General features: G+C 44.3%; 16 protein-coding genes and 1 pseudogene. 16 read left to right on the top strand and 1 reads right to left on the bottom strand.

Translation table 11 applies throughout. The features are described from left to right. Positions 1-182: 182 nt before the first annotated feature. From MKX41_RS13745 to MKX41_RS13710, 8 genes and pseudogenes are all read left to right on the top strand, one after another. Positions 183-1,727 (top strand): flavocytochrome c, encoded by a 1,545-nt coding sequence (locus MKX41_RS13745; protein WP_340971177.1) that lies wholly within the window; start codon positions 183-185, stop codon positions 1,725-1,727. 155 nt (positions 1,728-1,882) lie between these two features. After that, entirely contained in the window at positions 1,883-3,490 is a 1,608-nt protein-coding gene (dcuS, locus tag MKX41_RS13740) for a DcuS/MalK family sensor histidine kinase (RefSeq protein WP_340971175.1), read from the top strand. Beyond that, on the top strand, positions 3,487-4,194 hold the full coding sequence (locus tag MKX41_RS13735) for a response regulator (protein WP_340971173.1): 708 nt from the start codon (positions 3,487-3,489) through the stop codon (positions 4,192-4,194). Before dcuS ends, MKX41_RS13735 begins: the two co-directional genes overlap by 4 nt. A gap of 178 nt (positions 4,195-4,372) precedes the next feature. After that, positions 4,373-5,716 (top strand): 2-hydroxycarboxylate transporter family protein, encoded by a 1,344-nt coding sequence (locus MKX41_RS13730; RefSeq protein ID WP_340971168.1) that lies wholly within the window; start codon positions 4,373-4,375, stop codon positions 5,714-5,716. 70 nt (positions 5,717-5,786) lie between these two features. Continuing rightward, a complete protein-coding gene (locus MKX41_RS13725) occupies positions 5,787-6,971 on the top strand; it encodes an NAD(P)-dependent malic enzyme (RefSeq protein WP_340971165.1) in 1,185 nt (394 codons plus the stop codon). Positions 6,972-7,064: 93 nt separating this feature from the next. Next, a pseudogene (locus tag MKX41_RS13720) lies at positions 7,065-7,475 on the top strand (MFS transporter); the annotation flags it as partial. Positions 7,476-7,823: 348 nt separating this feature from the next. Then, a complete protein-coding gene (locus tag MKX41_RS13715; RefSeq protein ID WP_179086687.1) occupies positions 7,824-8,429 on the top strand; it encodes a YkoP family protein in 606 nt (201 codons plus the stop codon). A 78-nt stretch (positions 8,430-8,507) separates the two neighbouring features. Then, on the top strand, positions 8,508-9,158 hold the full coding sequence (locus MKX41_RS13710) for a polysaccharide deacetylase family protein (RefSeq protein WP_445671316.1): 651 nt from the start codon (positions 8,508-8,510) through the stop codon (positions 9,156-9,158). Positions 9,159-9,179: 21 nt separating this feature from the next. Here the strand turns inward: MKX41_RS13710 and MKX41_RS13705 are convergent, their stop codons facing one another. Further along, positions 9,180-10,019: an AraC family transcriptional regulator gene (locus tag MKX41_RS13705; RefSeq protein WP_076299305.1), complete on the bottom strand. Its 840-nt coding sequence runs from the start codon at positions 10,017-10,019 to the stop codon at positions 9,180-9,182. A 271-nt stretch (positions 10,020-10,290) separates the two neighbouring features. On the opposite strand from MKX41_RS13705, the gene MKX41_RS13700 reads away from it, so the two are divergent. The 8 genes from MKX41_RS13700 (at position 10,291) to MKX41_RS13665 (ending at position 23,645) form a co-directional block, all read left to right on the top strand. Beyond that, positions 10,291-11,163 (top strand): chitosanase, encoded by an 873-nt coding sequence (locus MKX41_RS13700; protein WP_405176772.1) that lies wholly within the window; start codon positions 10,291-10,293, stop codon positions 11,161-11,163. An 89-nt stretch (positions 11,164-11,252) separates the two neighbouring features. Continuing rightward, positions 11,253-13,841, top strand: a complete 2,589-nt coding sequence (locus MKX41_RS13695) for a metallophosphoesterase (RefSeq protein ID WP_340971159.1) — start codon at positions 11,253-11,255, stop codon at positions 13,839-13,841. Positions 13,842-14,059: 218 nt separating this feature from the next. Continuing rightward, positions 14,060-15,013 (top strand): ABC transporter permease, encoded by a 954-nt coding sequence (locus MKX41_RS13690; RefSeq protein WP_076286513.1) that lies wholly within the window; start codon positions 14,060-14,062, stop codon positions 15,011-15,013. Positions 15,014-15,056: 43 nt separating this feature from the next. Further along, a complete protein-coding gene (locus MKX41_RS13685) occupies positions 15,057-15,938 on the top strand; it encodes a carbohydrate ABC transporter permease (RefSeq protein WP_076286512.1) in 882 nt (293 codons plus the stop codon). A gap of 56 nt (positions 15,939-15,994) precedes the next feature. Further along, the gene (locus tag MKX41_RS13680) at positions 15,995-17,626 is read left to right on the top strand and encodes an extracellular solute-binding protein (protein WP_042189649.1); all 1,632 of its coding nucleotides are present in this window, start codon (positions 15,995-15,997) and stop codon (positions 17,624-17,626) included. 137 nt (positions 17,627-17,763) lie between these two features. Next, on the top strand, positions 17,764-20,121 hold the full coding sequence (locus MKX41_RS13675) for a hypothetical protein (protein WP_076299303.1): 2,358 nt from the start codon (positions 17,764-17,766) through the stop codon (positions 20,119-20,121). A gap of 121 nt (positions 20,122-20,242) precedes the next feature. Next, complete coding sequence (locus MKX41_RS13670; protein WP_340971155.1) at positions 20,243-22,048, top strand: sensor histidine kinase; 1,806 nt, start codon at positions 20,243-20,245, stop codon at positions 22,046-22,048. A gap of 10 nt (positions 22,049-22,058) precedes the next feature. Further along, positions 22,059-23,645, top strand: a complete 1,587-nt coding sequence (locus tag MKX41_RS13665; protein ID WP_340971153.1) for a response regulator — start codon at positions 22,059-22,061, stop codon at positions 23,643-23,645. Positions 23,646-23,692: the final 47 nt, after the last annotated feature.

The following is a 23,692-nucleotide window of genomic DNA, read 5'->3' as shown; positions in this document are numbered from 1 at the left end:
ACGAAGGAGAGCCTAAAGGCTCTTCTTTTTTTGAGCCATGCCCCTAACCGGTGGTCTTTCGTACACATTGCAGTGATTAATTTAGTTACAAAACGTTTTTTTTAGTTACATAAACTTTCAAGAGCAGGGCCTTTGCCGTTAAGCTGATTGTAAAAATATTCACAAGGGGGCAAAGCTATAACATGAATAAAAAAGTAACCACTGCTCTTATTCTCGTTCTCTCAGTCATGCTTGTTATCACAGGATGTGGCAACAGCAACAGCAGCAATGGAAACGGGAACAAGAACACCAGCAAGAACACCAGCAAGATCAACGAGACAAAGGAAACTGAAGCCGTTTCGGGAGCATCCAAAGCTAGCTATACACCGTACGATCAACTAAAAGATAAATATGACATCATCATTATTGGTGCAGGCGGTGCCGGAATGTCTGCTGCACTTGAGGCGAGAGCAAAAGGTATGAACCCGGTTATTTTTGAAAAAATGCCAGTTGCCGGCGGAAATACAACAAAATCATCTTCGGGAATGAATGCTTCTGAAACGAAATTCCAAAAAGAGCAAGGCATTGAAGACAGCAATGATCTGTTTTATGAAGAGTCCTTAAAAGGTGGCCATGATACGAACGATAAAGAGATGCTTCGTTTCTTCGTAGACAATTCCGCAAGTGCGATTGATTGGCTGGATTCTATCGGGATTAGATTGAATAATATCACGATTACAGGCGGGATGAACGAAAAACGCACACACCGTCCTGAAGATGGCTCTGCAGTAGGACAATACCTTGTCAAAGGTTTGGTGAAAAACGTACAAGAACAAGGCATTCCCCTTTTTGTGAACGCCAATGTCAAGGAAATTACCGAAAAAGACGGTAAGGTCAATGGCGTCAAAGTTATCTTTGACCAAACGGAAGAGAAAACGATTACAGCGTCTGCTGTCGTGGTGACAACCGGCGGTTTCGGCGCCAATTTAGACATGATTTCAGGAGTCAGATCTGATTTGGAGGGGTACGTTACCACCAACCAGCCGGGCAGCACCGGTGACGGTATCAAGATGATTGAGAAGCTCGGCGGTACCACAGTCGATATGGATCAAATCCAAGTTCACCCGACTGTGCAGCAGGAAAAATCCTATCTCATTGGGGAGGCTGTTCGTGGGGAAGGAGCGATCCTGGTTTCAAGTGTAGGCAAACGTTTCACAAACGAACTGGATACAAGAGATAATGTCACCGCTGCAATCAATAAGCTTCCTGAGAAGTCTGCGTTTCTTGTATTTGATTCCGGCGTAAAATCTCACGCTAAAGCGATTGAACAATATGAAAAAATGGGCTTCGTTATCCAAGGAGATTCGATCGAGGCTTTGGCAACAAAAATGGACGTACCGGCAGATCAGTTGAAAACTGCACTAGAGACCTGGAACAGCGCGGTGACGAATAAACAGGATGCCGACTTCGGCAGAACAACCGGAATGGACAATGACTTGTCCGACGCGCCATATTATGCAATTAAAATCGGCCCGGGAATTCACTACACGATGGGAGGCGTGAAAATCAACACCAACACAGAAGTTTTAAATAAAGACGGACAACCGATTCCAGGCCTTTTTGCAGCAGGCGAAGTTACCGGAGGCTTGCATGGTCAAAACCGGATCGGCGGTAACTCTGTTGCGGAAATCATTATTTTCGGCCGCCAAACGGGTATAAAATCCGCTGAATTCGTAAAAGCACAATAAGTTATCCCCCTGCCTCTTTTCGGCTAGGCAAACAAACGCTTGGGCTCATCTTAGCCATGCGTTTGTTGTTTTATTATAACGGTGTAGCGTATAAGGTCATAGCCATCCTTGCACGTATACGTTAGAATGAAGAAAAATTTCCGGAGGGACAGCTGATGAAAATTGGCAAACATACACTTCGGCTGCAAACAACAATTACTTTGATGATTGGTGCAGTTCTTATCATAATGCTGCTAGTGGTCTATCTGCTATTTAGTATAAAGGTTACCTCACAAACAAAATCCTCGTTGGAACAAAAGGCTGTGATCATTTCCCGTACGTTATCGCGTAACCCTCTAATTATTGAAGCGTTAAACAAATCACGCAGCTCGTCTGAATTGCAAAGCTACACTGAGGAAATCCGATTGTTGAACAATGTGGAATTTGTTGTGGTCATGGATATGAATGCAATCAGATATTCCCATCCGGACAAGGACAAAATTGGTAAGCATTTTATCGGTGGCGACGAAGCCGCAGTCTTGCAGGGGCAGGAAAGCATTTCGGAAGCCGAGGGTTCTTTGGGCCCATCTGTAAGAGCGTTTTCACCTGTCTTTTCTGCAAGCGGGAAACAATTAGGAGCGGTGGCAGTAGGAATATCACTGGGAAACATCAGACTTGCCATAAGAGAGAACGTGGGAATCCTTTATTGGGGATTGCTTATAGGCAGTCTAATAGGGGCTGCGGGAGCATTTCTGCTGGCACGTGTTATCAAAAAAATGATGTTTGGCATGGAACCGGCCGCTATTGCTAAGCTTTTGGAAGAGCGCAACTCCATGCTACAGTCAGTTAGGGAGGGAGTCATTGCCGTTGATAAAGAGTCACGTATTACTTTGATTAATACAGAAGCCAGGCGTTTGCTTGCAGCCATTGGCATGCAGGATGATCCCTTGAACCAGTCGGTGGAGAGCTTTTGGCCATCACTGCGGATGAATACAGTGCTCAAGACCGGTGAAGCCAGCCAGGACTTGGAGGTGGAGCATAGCGGTGTTACGTTACTGGCAAACGTGGTTCCCATTCACGTAAATGGATCTGTAGAAGGTGCAATTGCCACATTCCGTGATAAGACGGAAATCAGCATACTTATGGAAAGGTTATCTGGCATCTCCTTATATGCCGAGGCATTGCGTGCCCAGGCGCATGAGTTTATGAACAAGCTGCATGTAATATTAGGATTAACACATATGAAAAGGTATGATCGGTTGGAGGCGTATATAACAAGTACTGTCACAACAACACAGGCAGAGATGGGAACGGTGGTGAGACAAGTGAAGGACCCTGTGATGGCCGGATTTCTATTGGGTAAGCTGAGCCGGGCCAGAGAAGCCGGAGTTCGGCTGGTGCTTCTGGAGGATGGGGTTCTGCCGGAGCCTAGCGATCCGGAACGCTCCTGCCAACTCATTACGATAGTCGGTAATCTTTTGGATAATGCTATGGAAGCACCGGAAGGTAGAGGCAGCAAATATATTCATTTCAGCTTTCAATATCAGGATAAGACGCTGATAGTTACGGTTAGCGATAATGGAAGCGGTATCCCAGATGAGAAATTGCCATATATTTTTCAACAGGGGTATTCTACAAAAGGACATGACCGAGGCATCGGCTTGTATCTGGTTGAGCGGAGCCTTAAAGCTATGGGAGGTAAGATTGTTTGTGAAACAGGAAAGGGAGAAGGGACCCGATTTACGGTTAGTTTACCCTATCGAGCAAAGAGTGATGGTCAATGATTAGTGTATTGATTGTAGAAGATGATCCGATGGTAGCCGAGATGAATAAATTCTATCTGGAGCAAGTGGAAGGTTTTCAGTGTAAAGGCTGGGCAAAATCAGTGGGTGAAGCTCTGATCAAATTGGCAGATGAGTCTTTCGAGCTGATTCTGCTGGATATTTACATGAAGGAGAGCAATGGATTGGAGCTGCTGTCCGCTCTCCGTCGAGGCAGTAAACGAATAGATGTGATTATCATTTCAGCTGCGAGCGATAAGGACAGTATCCGAGACGCGCTTCAGAACGGTGCAGTCGATTATCTTATCAAACCGTTTGAGTTTGAACGGTTTCTCGCAGCCCTTTCAGCTTACAAGGAGCAGCATTTCCTGTTCCGTAATCAGGATTCCCTGGATCAGTCTGAACTAGATAAGCTAACCGGGTATAGGAAAGAGCCCTCGGTCGTTCAGGATTTATCTAAGGGCTTTACCCGGCATACACTTCGGACGGTCTGGAAAGCGGTGGAGACCCATAATGCAAATCCCTTTAGCACTGAAGAGATTGCAGTTAGTTCCGGAATTTCGCGGGTTTCGGTCGGGAAATATCTTGCCGTCCTCGCGGATATGGGAGCGCTGAACAGTGAATTGACCTATGGCACCATTGGAAGGCCTGTACAGCGATATCGCATGTCTTCCCGCGGCAGTTCTGTGATTTCTAAATTCATATAACCTTTTGGGGTGGGCCGCCGGTTCCGAGTTTTATAAGGAATCGGCGGTTTTTGATTGCTTATTTTTGATAGCGCTTACTTTAATAATTTTTATAATTCAATCAATAATTACGTAAAAACAAAAGCGCTTTCATTTCCGCTACTATAAGGCTAGAAAAGAGTTTAGGAGGAAATGAAAAATGCAAAATACGATTCCATCACCTGTTTCCAAAGGAAAGGAAGGTCCCCTGCCAGAAAAGGCTGCCTTCATTCAAAAATGTAAGCAATTTAAGGTTGGTGTCTTTCCGCTCCCTGTGTATCTAGCTCTGGCAGTGGTCATTCTTCTTGCAAGTATGGCCGGGAAGCTACCGAATGACATGATTGGAGGGTTCGCTGTCATTATGGTTCTGGGTATTCTGCTGAGTGATATCGGTATGAAGCTTCCCTTGTTGAAAAATATAGGCGGCCCCGCAATCATGGCCCTTATGATCCCATCCCTGCTGATTTACTTGAATTTGTTCAACTCTACTGTGACAGACGCTGTCACTACATTGATGAAAGAGGCAAACTTCCTGTACTTGTACATCTCCATCCTGGTGAGTGGCAGTATGCTCGGCATGTACCGCAAAACATTGGTAGCGGGTATTACGCGGATCTTCATCCCGCTGATCGTCGGGACGATTGCAGCGGTTCTCGGCGGACTACTGGTAGGAACGATCACAGGTTATAGCATGTATCATACTTTCTTCTTTATTATCGTACCGATCCTTGGCGGTGGAATCGGTGAAGGCATTCTTCCTCTCTCGATTGCATACTCAAGCATTCTGGGTGGACACGAAGCGGGTTATTACGTATCGCAGATGATCCCGTCGGCAATTATCGGCAACGTATTCGCCATCATTGTGGCGGGCTTCTTGAAACGTCTGGGCGAGAAAAAGCCCCATCTAAGCGGTAACGGTACACTAGTCAAATCCGGTGACGATCTACAGCATGACAATCCGGATAACAAACCCAAAGATTTCATGATGATGGGTGCGGGACTTCTGATCGCATGTAGTTTCTTCATTGTTGGGGCATTGCTTGCAGATTATGTAGGGATACCCGGACCGATTGTCATGATTCTGATGGCCGTACTGATCAAATGTGTCAAGGCGCTTCCCGAAAGATTCGAAAATGGGGCTTACCAGTTGTATAAGTTCGTTGCTGGTAACCTGACATGGCCGCTCATGGTAGGTTTGGGCATGCTATACGTTCCTCTGAAGGATGTAGCTGCCATTATCTCTCTACCTTATGTGCTGACCTGCCTTGCCATCGTCTTCAGCATGGTGGTTTCCGGCTATTTTGTGGGAAGAAAAATCAATATGTACCCTGTCGATGCGGCAATTGTAACCGTCTGCCATAGCGGCTTGGGTGGAACCGGAGATGTAGCCATTCTCTCTGCCTCCAATCGTATGCAGCTCATGCCATTTGCCCAGATCTCCACCCGGATCGGCGGCGTCAGCACCGTTATTGTGGCAACTATTCTATTGCGGTTTTGGAGCTGATTAGGATGTCAAACATACATCCAGAAAGCTTATAGAGAAAAATATATTGCAATTAACAGGAGGAACAGTAATGAAAATAATGGATGAAGTAATGAAGATGCATGTTGGCGGCAAGCTGGAGACCGGCTTGAAGAACCCTATTCGAAGCATGGAGGATTTATCCAAGGTATATACACCCGGAGTAGCTAAAGTGTGTCAGGCTATCGCCGCAGACCAAGATAAAGCATACGAATATACGATTAAGAAAAATTCGGTGGCGGTCGTTAGTGACGGAACAGCTGTACTCGGACTTGGTGATATCGGTCCCAAAGCAGCCATGCCGGTCATGGAAGGCAAAGCAGCGTTGTTCAAACAGTTTGCAGATGTGGACGCTTTCCCAATCTGTCTGGATACAAAAGATACCGAAGAAATTATCGCGATTGTCAAAGCAATCGCCCCTACCTTCGGAGGCATTAATCTCGAAGATATTTCTTCGCCTCGTTGCTTTGAAATTGAAGCGAGACTTAAGCAGGAGCTCGATATTCCAGTCTTCCACGACGATCAGCATGGAACGGCGATTGTAGTACTGGCTGGAATTTTGAATGCTTTAAGAGTATGCAACAAGGACATTAAGAATGTGAAGATAGTGGTGAATGGTATTGGAGCCGCCGGTATCGCCGTATCCAAGATGCTCCTGCATGCCGGTGCTGTAAATTTGATCGGTGTGGACCGCCAGGGTGCAATTAACCGTGCAGTCCATTACGATAAATCGCATTGGAGCGAGTTTGCACTAATTACGAATCCTCATCTGGAGAGAGGTTCCTTATCTGAAGTTATTCAGGGTGCCGATGTATTTATCGGACTATCCGCCCCCGGTGCCTTAAAGCTAGGTGATGTAAAAAGAATGGCTGCTGATCCGATTGTATTTGCCATGGCCAATCCTACTCCGGAGATTGATCCTGAAATTGCCGGGCCTTACGTCAAGGTTATGGCGACAGGGCGCTCCGATTTTCCTAACCAGATCAATAATGTTCTCTGTTTTCCCGGTATTTTTCGTGGAGCCCTTGACTGTGGCGCCACTGAAATCAATGAAGATATGAAACTGGCTGCTGCAGAGGCGATATCTTCGGTGATTGACGCCAGTGATCTTCATGAAACTTATATTATGCCGAATGCGTTTGATCTACGGGTAGTGGAGCGTATCCGGGAAGCGGTTATTCGAGCGGCGCTCAAGAGTGGTGTGGCTAGAATAGGCACGTTAATGGAAAGCAATTGAAGCTGGATAAACATCTGATCCGGATTATTCAAAAATTAGTTTTTCGGAGTTCTGTGCATATCTCGAATACATGATGTTAGGTAACTCTGCCTTATGCTTGTTTCTCCATTCGCTGGAAGAATATCTAAGCATGTCGGCGTAGGTATAACGCTTCGCGGTGGATTGCTGCTAGCGATCATTGGTTTGGCTTCTATGGGGATGATTTCTAATCTGCCGCTTCTTATTGTGATGAGCATCCTTTTTGTGGCGGGGATGGCACTAGCCGTTCCTTCACTTGTTTCGCTTGTTGGGCAAGTGGGCGGCAAGATGCGCGGGATAGCTGTATCTGTATATACTTTTATATTGTTTACAGGCACAAGCTTTGGTCCGATTATCTCGCTTCAATTGATGAATCATGCAAGTTATTTAATTACGTTTCTTCTATTGGCATGTATTCTGTGCATTGGGTTGATAGCAGCATGTCTTATTCATCATGAGGAGGCAGGGGAGTTAAACAGCCAGTAAATTTGTGATCAATAAACAAAAGACGATGAAATGACATCATAACGATTGTTTATTCAAGGTAACTTCTTTTGAAGTTACCTTTTTACTTTGAAGTCACGTGGGCCCGCAATGTGGTCTGGAGAAGCTCATGTCCTAATGAAAATAGTTGTATAAAAATTTGATGTACGCGCAGAGAAATCCCGGTGAATAGCGTCAAATAGAAGTAGACGTTAAAAAAAGATTTAATGTGGTTCATTATGTTCCTTGTTACAGTCGAACAGTCTTAAGATTTTTGTAAGAATCGGATAAGAAAAAAGAAAGTTACGTTATGTACAATGTATGAAATGAGAGACTATAACCGTATTAAGGATGGTGGATGAGTTGGGTTTCAAAATACGTAAAACCACAGTGCAATCCGTCTGGATGATGTGGGAAAAAGCTTTTGCGTTGCTTTCACATTTTCGCGGATCGCATAAGTCGAGTTTTGGTATATGTACCGTGATGCTAAAAAAACACCGGGGACAGCCAATTGTATGCCAGGACGCCACGGTCATCAATCAGGGTGAGTGGGTGGGAGAGCTCCACCTCGATAATGGAAGCATCCTGAAGTTGATCCAGTCCGAAGGATCGGATCGTGCTGCACTCCAAACGGCTCGCATGCTGCGCAAATCAATGCAGCAAATCAATGAAGCCTTCGAATCGCAGTCCGAGTTCAGGCAGGTCAAGGCTTTATTGGGGATTACACTGCTCCATCGGGGATTAACACACGGTCTTGGTTTTGAACAACAAAATATAAAGTCCGGTGTTTTTGAACGCATCACCACCATTTATCTTCGATTGCTGCTGTCTGCTATGCATCCGGAAGGGAGACAAAGAATCAGTCGGCGAACCGAACAACTGGTCCCGATGTTACTGATTCATTCACGGGCCTCACTGAAGAATCGCTTCTCACCCGGACAGAACTATTCTGGATAAGTCGTAAGTTTGTTATATGGAGGTGTAATTATTCTTACATATCTTATAGGAGGAATACTATGTACCGCCACTCTTTACATGTTTATTCCAAGTTTGATTACGCGAGTGAGCGGCTTTGGTGTCTTTCGCAAAGGAACGGTAAAAAAACAGGTGGCATTCACTTTTGACGATGGGCCACATCCGAAATATACGCCGATATTGCTGGATTTATTGAAGTTGCATCAAGTGAAGGCTACTTTTTTCGTGCTAGGATCGAGAGCGGAGCAGTATCCAGACCTGATCAGAAGAATGGATCGGGAAGGCCATCAGATTGGCATCCATAATTATTGTCATACCTCTAACTGGCTGATGCTGCCCCGTACGATTAGGCGAGAACATCTGGACCGCTCTGCTGATATTATAGAGTCTATTGTCGGAACCCGACCCAATCATTACCGTCCACCCTGGGGATTAATCAATCTATTTGATTTCTTTCGATACAAACAGTATCGAATTGTTCTATGGTCGCTGAAGGCAGGCGACTGGAACACCCGGGTCTGTCAAACCCGGATGCAGGCCACTCTGTTAAGTGGAATCACCGATGGCTCCGTTGTTTTACTTCACGACAGTGGTGAGACTGTGGGCGCGGACCGGCATGCTCCTTATTTTATGCTGCAATCTTTAGAGGAAGTGCTAAACCAACTGCAGACAAGAAACCTGCAATTTGTTCGTCTTGACGAAATGTCATGACGTATTCCAGTGTTTTTGCTGTTAAGACTTAAATTGTTTGCGGAAGCAGAGCGGCGAGATGCCCATCAATAATTTGAAGGTTCGTCCAAAATGGGATGTGTTATCAAACCCAACCATTCCCGCAATTTCAGTAACATTAAAAGAAGAGCCAACCAGCAAATCACGCGCTTCTTTAATGCGGATGTTATTGATATATTCAATGAAGCTGAACCCGGTGGCTTCTTTAAAAGTTCGGCATAAGTAGGAAGAGCTTATGTCGAATTTCTGTGAAATCTCACAGAGCTTAAGCGGTTCCATATAATGTTGATTTACATAATTAACGATGTCCAGGACTTTCTTATGTGTACGATTGGATTCCACTAATGGGGTTACACGGCTGTCAAATAGTTTACGATTAAGATAGAGAAGCAACTCCACCAATATTATTTGTTGGTATTGTTCATATCCGCGAGCTTGCTTCTTTCCCTCCTGGATCATCTTCTGAAAAAGCTGTTCGATGAAATACTGATCCTTCCCGGTCATCTTCAAAGCGCGGTAATCACTTTTGAACAATTCGAGCAGTTCCTCACATTGACCGCCGGTGCAGAAATGCTGCAGGAATTCTTTTTTAAACAGCAGTGTAACCCGTTCATACATATTGCAGCCGGAATTAACCAGTTTGTGCATTTCGTGAATATCCATAAATAGCAACGTACCGCCCGCAACCTGGTAGGTTCTGTCCCCTATAAAATAATAAAAATCCCCGGATATTAAATACAGAATCTCATATGCATCATGATAGTGTCTTGAAGGCATGCTGGTGTATACCTGTTTCTTGCGGCTGATCTCAAAAAGAGTAGACTCATAAAATACCGGTTTCATTCAGCACCTCCTAAGAGGATTGTAGACTTAATCTAGGGGTTGTAGCAATATATGTATAAAAATTAATAATTACAAGAAAATACGTGCTGTTTGGACAAACTTTTTGAGATAAGCTTAAATTGAATTACCAAGTGTTGGAAAAAGGAGGGCTGTCATGCTCAGATAGGTTGGGGATAAGGTTCGCTGCCACTCAAAGTTAAAGCGCTTAAACTATTTAATCAAAGGAGAGATTGCGGTGCTTAATTCAACGAATAGTAAGGTTTCCAAGAAGATGAGATTTTCATTGATGATCCTGCTCAGTTTTTCAATGATTTTTTCTTATGGCTATCTGTCCAGTGCATCTCAACAGAAAAGTTATGCGGCAGGGAACCCTGATTCTAATTTCTCACCGGCAACACTTCAATTCTTGCGCGACAACACAGGTCTGGATGGTGAGCAGTGGAACAATATTATGATGCTTGTCAACAAACCGGAGCAGGACGATCTGAACTGGATCAATTTTTACGGATATTGTGAAGATATTGATGATGACCGCGGGTATACGATTGGAATATTCGGTGCGACTACAGGTGGCTCAAATGATACCGGTCCCGACGGTCCGGATCTGTTCAAGGCATATGATGCTGCCAAAGGCGCGAGTAATCCTTCGGTTAAAGGCGCATTGGCCCGGATCGGTGTCAAGGGTTCGATGAAAGGGAAGATCCTCGAAATCAATGAAAGCGAAGAGAGCTTCTGCAGAAAAATTGGCAATTTGCAAAATGATCCCGAGTGGAGAGAGGCTATGTGGAAAACGTTCTACAATATCTACATTAAATACAGTGTGGAGCAGGCCCGAAATCGCGGCTTTAACTCGGCATTAACTATTGGTTCCTTCGTGGATGCTGCGCTGAACCATGGAGCAACCGGCGGCTCCGAGACTCTTCAAGGGCTTTTGGGTAAATCAGGAAGCAGCACCGATGAGAAGACTTTCATGACCAAATTCTATAAAGAACGGACCAAGATTGTGGATACTAATGAGTACAACTCTCCGCCTAACGGCAAGAACCGTGTGAAGCAGTGGAGCAATTTGCTCAACATGGGAGAGACAGACCTGAAGGGTGCAGATTCGGCAGTCCTTCAAGTCACCGACTGGGAACTCCAATAACAGGAATGTGAGAGTAGACAAAACCGCCGTTCTTCTTGGAGACGGCGGTTCGATGATAAGTGAGATTAATGAAGAGGGAGATGGGTCGAATGGATAACCACCAATCTTATCTCAAAAACAGATTTCCCAAGGTAATCAGTCTAATGGTTATAGGTTTGCTGCTTGCCATGGAGTTGACCGGTTTTGTTTCAGCAGGAAGGGAGGGAAATGAGGAAGATCTTGCAAGCGAAGTAACTGCAGCTCAGGAAACGATTGCCCAGTGGATTTTTAAAGACAAAGGCGAGAACGGAGTATTTCCGGCTACAGGCGGAGTATATCAAACGGCTTCATCCATTCGTGATATAGGAACAAATACGGATGCATACACCTATGAGCCCAGTGAGAACAGCGTACGCAACCAGGGCTGGCATGAAGGAACGGGCACTAAATACTGGCTTGCCACGCTTTCTACCCAAGGCTTCGAAGGTATCCTCCTCTCTTCACAGCAAACTTCTTCAAGTACAGGACCTAGGGATTTTAAGGTGCAATACAGTATAGATCAGCAGGAATGGACAAATGTTGCGGGCGGCAACCTTGTTCTAGCCCAGAACAATTTTAATTGTTCCAATAATTCCTGCAAATTAACGAACCTCGTTTTGCCTGCGGGAACAAACAATCAAGATGTACTCTATATCCGCTGGGTGGTTAACTCTACGAAAAGCGTAAGCGGGGGAACGGTATCCAGCTCAGGCTCAAGCAGAATCAAAGATGTGGTAATTAAAGGAACACGCAGCAGCGGCGAACCAGGAGACACTCCCACACTTGAGGTAAGCAAAACTCCCGCTTCAGGGGCTGCAGATGTTTCCCTTAATGCAGAGATCACTGTGAAGTTTAATAAAGCCATCAGTCTCGACAGTGGCTATCAAGTTGTAATCACAGAAAACAATGTTCCTCTTAACAACATCTCTACTTCGCTCCTCGGTCAAGACTCGGTTAAAGTCAGCCACCCTAATTTTATTGCCGGTAAAACTTATAAAGTGACCATCCCAAAAGAGCTTGTTAAGGGGACTACGGATGGCCGGACACCGGAAAACGATATTACCTGGAGCTTTAAGACGAAGTCTCCGGATATCGGCAACAAAACACCAACTCTGCTGAACATGACTTTTAATGGGGACCCAAAGACAAGTATCGCCTTTGACTGGTATACAGCCGAAACTGTCAGAGGTACAGTAGTGCAAGTGGTGGAGGCCTCCAATGCGGGAGGAAGCGAGTTCCCGGAACAACTGGCAACTTCTTATGAGGGCAGCTCAACAGTTATTGAAACCTTAATGATATCAGGAGACAGAAGTTCCAAGAAGTATAAAAAGTTCGCCAGCCATAAGCTTATTGCAAGCGGTCTTATGCCTGGAACTAAGTATATCTACCGGGCCGGTAACGGTGATGCAGACGGCTGGAGCGAGGCGGGTTCTTTTACCACGGACAAGGCGGATAATCAGGATTTCCATTTCCTCTATGTAACCGACACCCAAGGCTCAAGTAAATCGAATTTCGATCTGTGGCAGGATACTTTTAAGAGAGCTATTGAGAAAACGGTAGATCCCAAGTTTGTTCTTCTTACAGGGGATCTAACGGATGACGGTGATCTGGAGCAGCTGTGGCAGTGGTTCTTAGGTGTGCCGAAAAAAGAATTTGCCAATGTGCCATTTGCACCGATTATCGGCAACCATGAGATAGAGGATTATCCGAATAATAACTTCTATAACCATTTTAATCTTCCAAAAGATGTCGGGACGGGTGCTCATGACGGGTCGGTATATGCTTTCGAATACGGCGATGCACTGTTTATGCAGATCAATTCCCAGTACGAAGGAGAGGTCAAGCCGTACAAAGCAGATATTCAGTTCACGAAGCAATTGGAATGGATGCGGAATCAGGTGGCAAAGACCGATAAGAAGTGGAAATTCGTCTCTATGCATAAGGGAGCTTATTCCTCAGGGGATAATGCTTCGGCAGAAAGCGACCGGGTAGAATTTTACCGCAAATATCTGATTCCTGTATTTGATGAGCTGGGTGTGGATATGGTGTTTGAGGGACATGACCATATGTATATGAGGTCTTTTCAAATGCTGAACAACGTTCCGATTAAGAATGTCATTACCGATGAGCAAGGAAATGTGCTGAATCCCAAAGGGACTGTGTATCTAATGGGCAACTCGGCCGCTTCGAAATTCTATGCTATTAATCCAGACGCAGACACTTTTTTTGCAGCAAAAAACGATCAGCCCAACAAGAAAATGTTCGTGGATGTTTCCATTACAAACGATGTGTTGAAATTTACATCCTACACAGCAGTTAAAGATAAACCCCTTGCCGTCTATGATGCTTACAGTATTAAGCGGACTGACGTCAAACCCGGCATTGTCGAAAATCCAAGCGCAGTAAGACAGTCAGGGAACCGTGCAGTTCTTTCGTGGAAAGCACCAACAAATAGCCCTGACCCGGTGCGGGGTTACCGGATTTATGAGAAAAATGATAAAGTTAGCACAAATTGGAGCGTGTATGTGCCGACGGTAAGCGGTCAGACGAGTTACAGCTATACATTAAACGGCATAGATTCTGCTAAATCCTACAATTTCGTTATTAAAGCAGTGGGGACAAGAAATAACTCGCTTCCAGCAGAGGTAGGAATGCAATGAATCCTCGAAAAACAAAATTACTAACCGAATGTACCCTGGTTAAAAGACACTAGCTCACGCTAGTGTCTTTTTCCTTCCAAGGGCAAAGACCTATAAATATTGCACCTTATGTATATTTTATCTGTGTTTCGGAATTTTAATCCCCTTTATAATAAGGTTTGTAACAGGGTTGGTAGGCCGGCCGAGCTTTACAAAACGAAAAAGAAGAGGAAGCTACAATGTCAAATGAAGCAGGGAAAAAAATAAAGCTTTCACGAATCGGAAATTCGCTAAGGCAACAGAAATATCTTCAACTTATGGTGCTACCTGGTCTTATATGGCTAATTGTTTTTTGCTACATCCCTATGGTCGGACTTTTTGCAGCATTTTTTGATTATAATCCTTTTCTGGGAATTCTAAAGAGTCCATTTGTAGGCTTCGCGCACTTTAAAGAACTGTTTCACGATGAGTTGTTCTGGAATTCGGTAAGAAACATGTTCGGGTTAAGTTTAACGAAGACGGTTTTTGCCATCATCATGCCGATTTTGTTTGCCTTAATGCTTAACGAAATCAAGAATATGACCCTGAAAAAAATCGTTCAGACGGCGAGTTATCTTCCGCACTTTATCTCGTGGGTAGTTGTTGCAGGACTGTTTATTATGTGGCTCAACACCGATGGCATTGTCAATCATGTACTGATGTCGCTTGGTTTCACCAATGAGCCCCAAGCTCATCTGAATTCTCCCGGAGGCTTCTGGATCTGGATGGCAATTATTGACACCTGGAAAGAGACCGGGTGGTGGGCGATTATATATCTCGCTGCCATTGCTGCGATTCCTGTAGAACAATATGAATCTGCTGTGGTGGATGGAGCAAGTCGCATCAGAAGAATGATTAGCATCACTATTCCGTCCATTAAATCCACAATTATGATGGTAGTTATCCTTAGTATTGGAAGCATGATTTACGGAGGACTCTCCGGATCAAATCTGCAGCAATCTCTACTCTTTGGGAATTCGCTCAATTATGACAATTCCATGATTTTGGAAACCTATATCGTAAATATGGGGCTTTCCCAAGGTCGCTTCTCTTATGCTATTGCTGCAGGGTTAATCTTATCATTGTTATCGTTTGTGCTGTTCAGTGGAGCAAATGCAGTCAGCCGTAAGTTAACAAACACCAGTTTATATTAACAAGCAAATTCCCGTATAAAGTGAACCGTCAGGAGCGAAGGAAATGAAGGGAAATACAGAAGACAAAGTCATCAACATAGTTCTGTTTATTCTTATGTCGATTGTCACCCTGGTAACGTTGTATCCATTGTACTACTCATTCATCATATCCTTGAATGATGCCAATGACATCGCCGAAAAAGGCTTCATCTATTTATCTCCAAGAAAATTCACACTTGAGAATTTCAAGATTGTTTTTACAGAGAGCAAGTTAGCTCATTCATTCCTAATTACAGGGGCGAGAACGATTTTGGGTACAATTGCAAGCGTATTGTTTACTGCTTGCGTGTCTTACCCCTTATCTAAAAAATACTTGGCCCTTAGAAGCTTCTATATCCGGACGGGTGTAATCACCATGTATTTTTTTGGTGGAATCATTCCAACCTATCTGCTGCTCAACTCACTTGGATTAATTGATACCTTCTTGGTTTATATCATACCTTCCCTGTATTCATTTTTTAATGCCATTTTGTTTATTAACTTTTTTTCCTCCATTCCCGATGCGTTAGAGGAATCAGCCAAGATAGACGGTGCAAATGATTGGCGTGTTTTCTGGAAAATATTCCTTCCGTTGTCTGCGCCGATTCTGGCCACCGTGTCGTTGTTCTATGGAGTACAGCAATGGAATTCATGGTTTGATGCAGCCTACTACACCAATTCACCAGACCTGGCCACCCTGCAACTGGTTCTTTATCAGATCATCAGTCAATCGGAAGGAGCCGCGATTGCTGCAAATTATCTCGGAGCCGGTAAGCAGAATATTAACATTATTGATTCCATGAAGTATGCAACTATGGTTGTGTCCGTCGTTCCGGTAGCTCTCGCGTATCCATTCCTGCAGAAATATTTTGTCCAGGGCATGATGGTGGGCTCTGTAAAAGGATAATGCTCGATATCTAGGTCACTTGCCTTGATATACACACAAAAAAAGGGGGAAAGAAGATGAGTAAGGGAAAAAGGATTGTGTCAATCTTTATGGCAGTAATGATGGCTGTTGTTTTTAGCGGGTGTCAATCGAATAAGGATGCGGAGAGTTCAAGTCAGCCAGCAACGGGTACAGAAGCAACTGCGGGTTCGGAAGAATTGACGCAGGAACCTCTAGTTATCAAGCATTTCTATAATTATGACTGGTTCAATGTCGATTGGACAAGTTCGCCCTCCGGTCAGGAAATTCAAAAGCAGGCCAATGTAAAGATTGAATTAAGCAAAGCAACTTCTGGTGATAATACCAAGCTAAATATGATGGTTGCTTCCGGTGACATTCCTGATTTGATTACAACCAACAAGGATGATCCCGCCATCGATTTAATGATCAAGAATGGCATGGTTTTGCCGATTTCTGATTTTATTGATCAATATGCGCCTGAGATTAGGGAGCAGAGTGAACCAGAGGTCTTTAAATACTACAACTATAAGGATGGAAAGCAATATTTCTTCCCGTCGTTTCTCGTTACCCCATATGACCTTCAACAATCAGATTATAATACGGTTAGCGGAGGTGATGGAGTAAGCGCTATCAGAAGTGATGTTTATGAGGCAATCGGAAAACCAGATATGTCAACGCCTGACGGATTCTTTAATGCAGTGAAAGCAGCAAAGGAAAAGTTTCCTAAGCTTACCGGCTGGTATTTCGGGGCTTTCAACAAAGATCTGACCTTCTTTAAAGCAGGTGAATTTCAAGGTTATATGTTCCCTGCTACCCAATTCGGCATCCATGTATATGATGTAAACGCGGATGGAAAGCTCACATCGGGTGTGCGTAATCCGAAATTCACTGAATTCGTAAAGTTCATGAATAAAATGTACACGAATGGATTAATGTCCTCTGAATCATTCGTAGATGCGCAGGATATTAAAGAAGCTAAGAAACAAAAAGGGGATACGATCGTATTCTCCGGGATCGTGAATGATTTTAACGAAACGATCAAAACTCAGGATAATCCGGAAGTGGGCTGGGAGCCTCTACCGTATTTCCCGGATGGTAAGTATTTCAAAGATGGCTCTGGTTGGACAGCTACGCTGATCTCCAAGAAAGTCGCTGACCCTGAACGGCTGGCTAAATTCATCTCTTTTATGACTTCTCAAACAGGTAGAGAGCTTGATGCTTATGGGGTAAAGGGCGTTCATTGGGAGATGAAGGAGATCGATGGGAAGCAAGTACCAAGACGGACTCCGGAATTCCAGACCTTATACGAAACCGACGGAAGCAAATATCAGAAGGAAACAGGGGTATCCACCTACTTTGCTTTCTCGGATGACTATATCCATGGCAGAATGGCTGCACTTACCGATTCCGAGAAGACAGATTACAGAAAGAACTTGGAGAGCATTGTCAAGCCGCACAAAGAAGCGGATATCGCATTGGGACTTATTCATCCATTGTCCACTTCTGAAGAAGGGATTATCCAAAATAAGCTCAATGAGCTCTCCAAAGCGTACTACCCTAAAATGGTTATGGCCAAGAACGAGGGTGCCGCTTTAGATACCTATAATGAGTTTGTGAAGAAGGCGGAAGACACCGGTTTGGCAAAACTGGAGGCTGCTTGGACCGCTAAGTATGCGGAGTTTAAATAAGTCAGCTTAGCAATAAAATAATGTTAATCAAAGAAGTGGATGAGTGTGACCAGAATCAGGCTCATCCTTCTTCTTTTCGCAAGGAAAACTCTTAAATCCACTACAAATCCGCGTTATACGTTTATTCGGGGGATACAATGAAGGAAACCATTAAAATCTGCAAAAAAGGGTATGACATTGTCATCGAGAAAGGTTCTGGCTGCATCAGGGAATTGTATGACAATAAAGATGCTAACCGGGTGAACCTTGTTGACCGCAACAGGCGATTCGGGAGCTTGGCCGCAACCTTTAAAGACAAGAAATCATACCATACAGAAATAAGCCATGTCGCAGAGTCCAAGAAACACATCGTTATAGATGACCAACTCATCACCCATTCTTTTTCTTATCTGAGAGGTTCCTGTGCCGTTTTTACCAATTTCGAATATAACTCCACCTTAAAATACGAATTTATGGACGAGTTTTTTATCCTTTCCATTGAAGCTGCAGACACGAATATCAGCCAATTCGGCATGAACCTTGATTTCAATTTTTTAGGGAAGTTAGGCACAGGATATGAGGATCAGGTGATCCCGACATCCCCCTATACCTCAGCAGACGGCAAAGCCTCCTATTATCTAATGACAAGGCCTAACGGCAGATGGGTTCTGGTTACCTCACCTCAACCCCTGGCTGGGTGGCGACTGGAGTATTCTCCCAATAATTTTGGACATTTTATTCTCGGATTGAAGATGTTTGAGAGCTTTGATGATGTTTTTGTTTCAGATTCAGGCACGAAACAAAAACATACGATAGCCCTTAGGATCGACTTTCCCGACACGTACAGGGAGGCCATGTCGCTTGCGAGCTCCGCCTTGGGATCCCCTGTTCCCTATTTTCCGGTTGCAGGGGGAACATTGGGGACAGAGCTTCCCATGACTATTGAAGGAGTATATAACAAAATTATCCTTCATTCACCATCAGGTAACAGCACGGATATTACAGAGCATGTAGTAGAAGATAGCGGCGGATATCAGGTTTCAATTAGGCTTTGTGAAGAGGGATTCTACAGGGTTGAAGCATTTGGAAATTCCCTGAACAGCCTGGACTGTGTATTATTCAGCTTCAGCGGTTGGAACGAGCTGTTCCGCAAGGCGAGCAGTACTATCGAACAACCCTATCACTGTGATGAGAATCTTGCTGAGGGAGGGGTGTGGTGCTGGGCTCTGTGTGAACATATCAAGCGGTTTGGGGTGGACCCGCAATTGGCGGACAGGGTTTTAGAACATATTGATCATAAAATATTGAATCTGTCCGGAGTCTCCCCTACGCCAGGATGCTCCATCGTACCTTATCCGCACAGGTTTGAGGGTCGGGAATATGGGCCTTACCATATCTTCGAGTCAACCCGAATACAAGAGCAGTTTTTTGGGGTGTCTATTCTTCTATCTGCTTATCAAGCATTTGGCAATTCAAGCTATCTGGAGTATGCGATTGATACCTTGCTGAACCTGCTCCATGAGCATATTGCCGAGAATGGGGCCATCCTGTGTTATGAGAAAGGAAGAGAGATCGATTATACCACCGTATGCGCCCCTGTAATTGCAGTGGTGGATATGGCGAAGGTGCTTGGGGAGAGGAGAGATCCCAGAGAGGCTGTCTTTCAAGCAGCAGCCGTGAAAATTGCGGATTATCTGCTGCAACGGGGATTTCATTTCCCTACGGAGGGGGATCAGGAATACTCACAGTCGGAGATGGAGGACGGCTCGATCTCCTGCACGGCATTATCCGTTCTGTATGTTTGCTTTCACATTGAATTCAAGCATGAATACATTCGATTTGCCGAAAGTATTCTACGGCTTCATGATGCCTGGAAGATGTACACGCCTGATGCCCGGATGTACCAGTCATCCTTCAGATGGTGGGAGACCATCTGGGAAGGCGATCAGGACGGCCCGTGCATCAATGCAGGACATGCCTGGACGATCTGGCGGGGAGAAGCCGATTTCTATTACTCACTCCTCACAGGGGATATGAACAGGCTGCTCTCTTCCTACAATGCTTACCTAACCAATCTCAGCAAGATTCAACAGGATGGCACTGTATATGCCTGTTATATTCCGGATTATATTCCTTATAGCACGGAACCTGGGGTGCTGGTCCACCGATACCCGCTGAAGCCAGACCATTCTCTCTCCAGGTATGTGTGGCCGCGGGCAGTGGATACCTGGTTTAAATCGAGCGGCATTCACAGCCAGAAGGGTAAGCCGATTGCTTTGAATGGTGAAGTTACGTTTCATGAAAATTGCCTGGTTTTTATGAGCACGGCTCCCGAGTTTAGTTATTTTTTTGTTGGTGATATAAGGGGAAGAATCAGGCTTGCTACAGAGAAAAGAATCACAATCATATCTCAAACGGAGTATTTGTCAGTATACCAGGGTCGTATTGAGGCTGCTCAGGGAATCCGTTGCGAGATTACACCGGAGAACAAATGGATTGAAATTGAATTAGGGTAATCTCCCATGTAAGAGGGCAGTAAAGCTCAAAAAATGTTCTTTTTTTGTCGATTTCAGTAGGTATTGATATAATAAATTACGGTCGCGGCAGTGGATACTGAGGGACAGAGAGGGAAGAGTTATGTTAAGAATGCTTCGGGGACCCGTAAACACCAGCTATACTTGGAAGATCATGATTTGCTTTGTGCTTGTTCTTCTCATACCCGTAACCTTGTCGGCTGTTTATATCTATATTCGGTCTGTCCAATATGTGGAGGATCAGTCTAAGACCGCCCTCAAGGAAGCCTTGGCAAAAGAAAAAGAGAATGTGAATCAAATTTTCAACGATTACCGAAAACTCGGGAGCCAAATTGCGCAATACCCTTTGCTGATTTCATATTTTGATGAATTATATATGTCCGATACCAACAAGATTGATTTTTCCTATCATTACCTCAATTCTTTTATGGATTGGGTCCGCAGCCTGGAGACTACGGAGTATCACTTCCGGTTCTTTACTGCGAATGACAACACCTTTCAGAATGAATGGATTTACCATTCTAAGCCTTACCGTAACGAAGCATGGTTTGAAGAAGCGATTCAGGCGACTTACAGCGCTCCATATTGGGAGAATCTCCACAAAGCCCGTATCTTGGATTATGACAAAGTCAAGAACCCAGCGATTCGCGATCAGGAAATCTCCTTGTTCGTGCCTATGTTATCCTATACAACCAACGATAGAAACACGCTGCTGGAAATTTTTATTGCACCTGACGCTATTTTTGGTGGTCTCGGCAAGATGGAGGAGTTCAAACAGGGAGCCGTGTTCGTATATGATAGCGTAGGTCAACTGGTGTATGAATCCAATCATCTCCCGGCAGGTGTTCTCTCACAGCTATCCTCCCAATTAAACAAGGCTGAACAAAGTACATCCAATATCGTTACGAAGGTGGGAAGCCAGTCCTTTCTGACGGAAATCCAGACTTTAGAGAATCCTAACTACAGAATTATTGGAATGTTCCCTCAGAATCTGGTTATCCAAGAAACCACGAAAGCGCGAAACACCTTCGTAGTTTGTCTCGTAGCCGCACTTATCTTGATGATTCTCATCTCCTATGTTTTTTCCAGAAAACTGATGAAGAAAATAAAAAAGCTCGTAAAGGTCATGAGGAGCGTCCAAGAGGGCAACCTGAATACCCAAGTGGTAATTGAAGGAAATGATGAAATTGACGAGCTTGGCAAAGATTTTAATAGAATGCTTAACAGGATAAATGAATTGATCGAGACGGTATACAAAACGGAAATTCTTCAGAAGGATGCGCTGTTGAAAGCGCTTGAGAACCAGGTGAATCCCCACTTTCTGTATAATACGCTGGAGACCATCAAGATGATGGCCGAGATCAACAGGGAAAGGGAAATCTCCGATGCGTTAACCTCATTGGGCGCTATGGTCCGCTACAATTTGACAAAAGACAACAGGCTGGTTCTGATAACGGAAGAAATTGAACAAATCAGGAGCTATTGCAGTTTGCAGAATTTGATGATGAACGGCCGATTGGAGCTGGTATGCTCGATTGCAGAGCAGATATATTCGTTAAAGATGCTGAAGCTGATCCTTCAGCCGATCGTAGAGAATGCAATCCTCCATGGGTTTCGCAACTTTGATGGTCAATGTGTCATCAAAATTTCGGCCGAGGTTTACCAAAATAATATCCGATTCACAATTTGCGATAATGGGAACGGCATTGAGCCCGGGAAGCTCAGAGCCTTGAGAGAACGGTTGGAAAACAACCATAAAAACAGGTTATCCCCAGGTGAGAACGGAATCGGTCTGTCCAATGTCAATGACCGGCTTAAGCTGGCGTATGGAAGCTGCTATGGTATAGAGATTGAAAGTGAAATGAGGGAAGGAACCCGAATTTATATCAGCATTCCGGTTATTGATTAACCAAGGAGGGATGAACGTGTATTCATTATTGATCGTAGATGATGAGAACATCATTAGAAAAGGGTTGCGAGTGATTATCGACGATCTTGGGTTCTCGTTCAGGGAAGTGGTGGAAGCCGAAAATGGAGTCCAAGCTTTGGCAATATATGAGAAACACAAGCCGGATATTATTATAGTCGATATTCAAATGCCTCATATGGACGGTATTGAATTTCTTAAAAAAATAAGGGATATAGGTGCTGATAGCCGGGTTATTATTTTCAGCGGCTACAGTGAATTTGAATATGCCAGGGAAGCTATTCGTTTTAAGGTTACCGAGTATTTGCTCAAACCGATCAAGAGACAGGATCTGGAGGCTGCCCTGAAGAGGGCTTTGGACGATCTGGACCAGGAAAAGGGAACGGAAGAACTGCCTCCTGGGAGCCTCTCCGAGACAGATGGGAATATGCTTAAAGATATGCTGCTAAGCGCTGGTGGGAGCGATGAGGTCTTTCAAATGTTTTTATCCGAACGAAGGATTGAAATGCCTTGCCCGCATTTCATCATTTTATATGCACAGTTTACCCACCTGCAACTTTTTTCAGATGCCGGACAGGGAAGTATTCTCCCTGCAACTATGCTCGGCAGTAAGCTGGTGGCAATGTTTCCTCAGGTACTGTCTGTTCCGCATGTGAAAAACAGTGTGATCTCTATCATCAACATAAAAAAAGGAGACGGTTTGAGAGAACTTCGAGCCTCCTTAAACGAAATAAATGAATATCTCCGGGAAAAAGGGCTTCGAGTAAACTGGGGAGTCAGCGGTATTAGCAGTAAATCTGTGCCTCTGTACACGCTGTTTAGGCAGGCCAAAGCCGCCTTCATGGAAAAATTGGTATACGGCGAAGGGAATATTTATTTTGCAGATGAACTGCCTAAACTCGCTGACAGGTTGCACTTTAACGAATTTGATATTACCCAAATGATATCCATGCTCAGAATGATGGACACCGGGAGGCTGGAAGTCTTCATCAATCAGAGGTGCAATGAGACAAGTATAAAAGGAATGGTAACGGTGAAGGAATACCAGGACAAGCTTTGCAGCTTGCTTATACAGGTGGGGTCCGGTATAAACGGTTCCGAAAAGGCCGGTGTTTTTATGGCTAATAACATCTATCAATTCGTGGAGGAACTGGAGGAATGTACTTCTTTACCGGCGGCCAATAAGCGCTTTATTGATACTTTAGTATTGATAAGTACCTATGACCATAAAGAAGGAACAAAATCAGGAGACAATAAATCAATTGCGCTTGTCAAACTATTCATCCAGAAGAATTTCCACAAGGTAATCAATCTCGATATGCTGGCAAATCAGGTTTCCATGAATCCTTCCTACTTCAGTGTATTGTTCAAAAAGGAGGAGGGCATATCCTTAACCGATTATATTGTGAATGTCAGAATAAACAAGGCAATGGAATACCTAATAGATCCCCAGTTCAAAGTGTACGAGGTCGCAACCAAAACCGGATTCAATGATGAGAAGTATTTCAGCAAGGTATTTAAGAAAAATGTGGGGATTACACCTAAGGAATATAAAGAAAAAAGCATATTCCACATGTAGGTTTATTTTTAACAACAATAAATGCGATTTCAATAAATATGGCACGC

Source organism: Paenibacillus sp. FSL R5-0475, assembly GCF_038004585.1.
Lineage (GTDB): Bacteria > Bacillota > Bacilli > Paenibacillales > Paenibacillaceae > Paenibacillus_AQ.
This window is presented reverse-complemented; position numbering and strand designations above follow the sequence as displayed.

What these genes read in the sequence shown, in the direction of transcription:
- MKX41_RS13745 (WP_340971177.1), top strand. Translation starts at nt 183, where the DNA reads ATGAATAAAAAAGTAACCACTGCTCTTATTCTCGTTCTCTCAGTCATG.
- dcuS (WP_340971175.1), top strand. Translation starts at nt 1,883, where the DNA reads ATGAAAATTGGCAAACATACACTTCGGCTGCAAACAACAATTACTTTG.
- MKX41_RS13735 (WP_340971173.1), top strand. Translation starts at nt 3,487, where the DNA reads ATGATTAGTGTATTGATTGTAGAAGATGATCCGATGGTAGCCGAGATG.
- MKX41_RS13730 (WP_340971168.1), top strand. Translation starts at nt 4,373, where the DNA reads ATGCAAAATACGATTCCATCACCTGTTTCCAAAGGAAAGGAAGGTCCC.
- MKX41_RS13725 (WP_340971165.1), top strand. Translation starts at nt 5,787, where the DNA reads ATGAAAATAATGGATGAAGTAATGAAGATGCATGTTGGCGGCAAGCTG.
- MKX41_RS13715 (WP_179086687.1), top strand. Translation starts at nt 7,824, where the DNA reads ATGGTGGATGAGTTGGGTTTCAAAATACGTAAAACCACAGTGCAATCC.
- MKX41_RS13710 (WP_445671316.1), top strand. Translation starts at nt 8,508, where the DNA reads ATGTTTATTCCAAGTTTGATTACGCGAGTGAGCGGCTTTGGTGTCTTT.
- MKX41_RS13705 (WP_076299305.1), bottom strand. Translation starts at nt 10,019, where the DNA reads ATGAAACCGGTATTTTATGAGTCTACTCTTTTTGAGATCAGCCGCAAG.
- MKX41_RS13700 (WP_405176772.1), top strand. Translation starts at nt 10,291, where the DNA reads ATGAGATTTTCATTGATGATCCTGCTCAGTTTTTCAATGATTTTTTCT.
- MKX41_RS13695 (WP_340971159.1), top strand. Translation starts at nt 11,253, where the DNA reads ATGGATAACCACCAATCTTATCTCAAAAACAGATTTCCCAAGGTAATC.
- MKX41_RS13690 (WP_076286513.1), top strand. Translation starts at nt 14,060, where the DNA reads ATGTCAAATGAAGCAGGGAAAAAAATAAAGCTTTCACGAATCGGAAAT.
- MKX41_RS13685 (WP_076286512.1), top strand. Translation starts at nt 15,057, where the DNA reads ATGAAGGGAAATACAGAAGACAAAGTCATCAACATAGTTCTGTTTATT.
- MKX41_RS13680 (WP_042189649.1), top strand. Translation starts at nt 15,995, where the DNA reads ATGAGTAAGGGAAAAAGGATTGTGTCAATCTTTATGGCAGTAATGATG.
- MKX41_RS13675 (WP_076299303.1), top strand. Translation starts at nt 17,764, where the DNA reads ATGAAGGAAACCATTAAAATCTGCAAAAAAGGGTATGACATTGTCATC.
- MKX41_RS13670 (WP_340971155.1), top strand. Translation starts at nt 20,243, where the DNA reads ATGTTAAGAATGCTTCGGGGACCCGTAAACACCAGCTATACTTGGAAG.
- MKX41_RS13665 (WP_340971153.1), top strand. Translation starts at nt 22,059, where the DNA reads ATGAACGTGTATTCATTATTGATCGTAGATGATGAGAACATCATTAGA.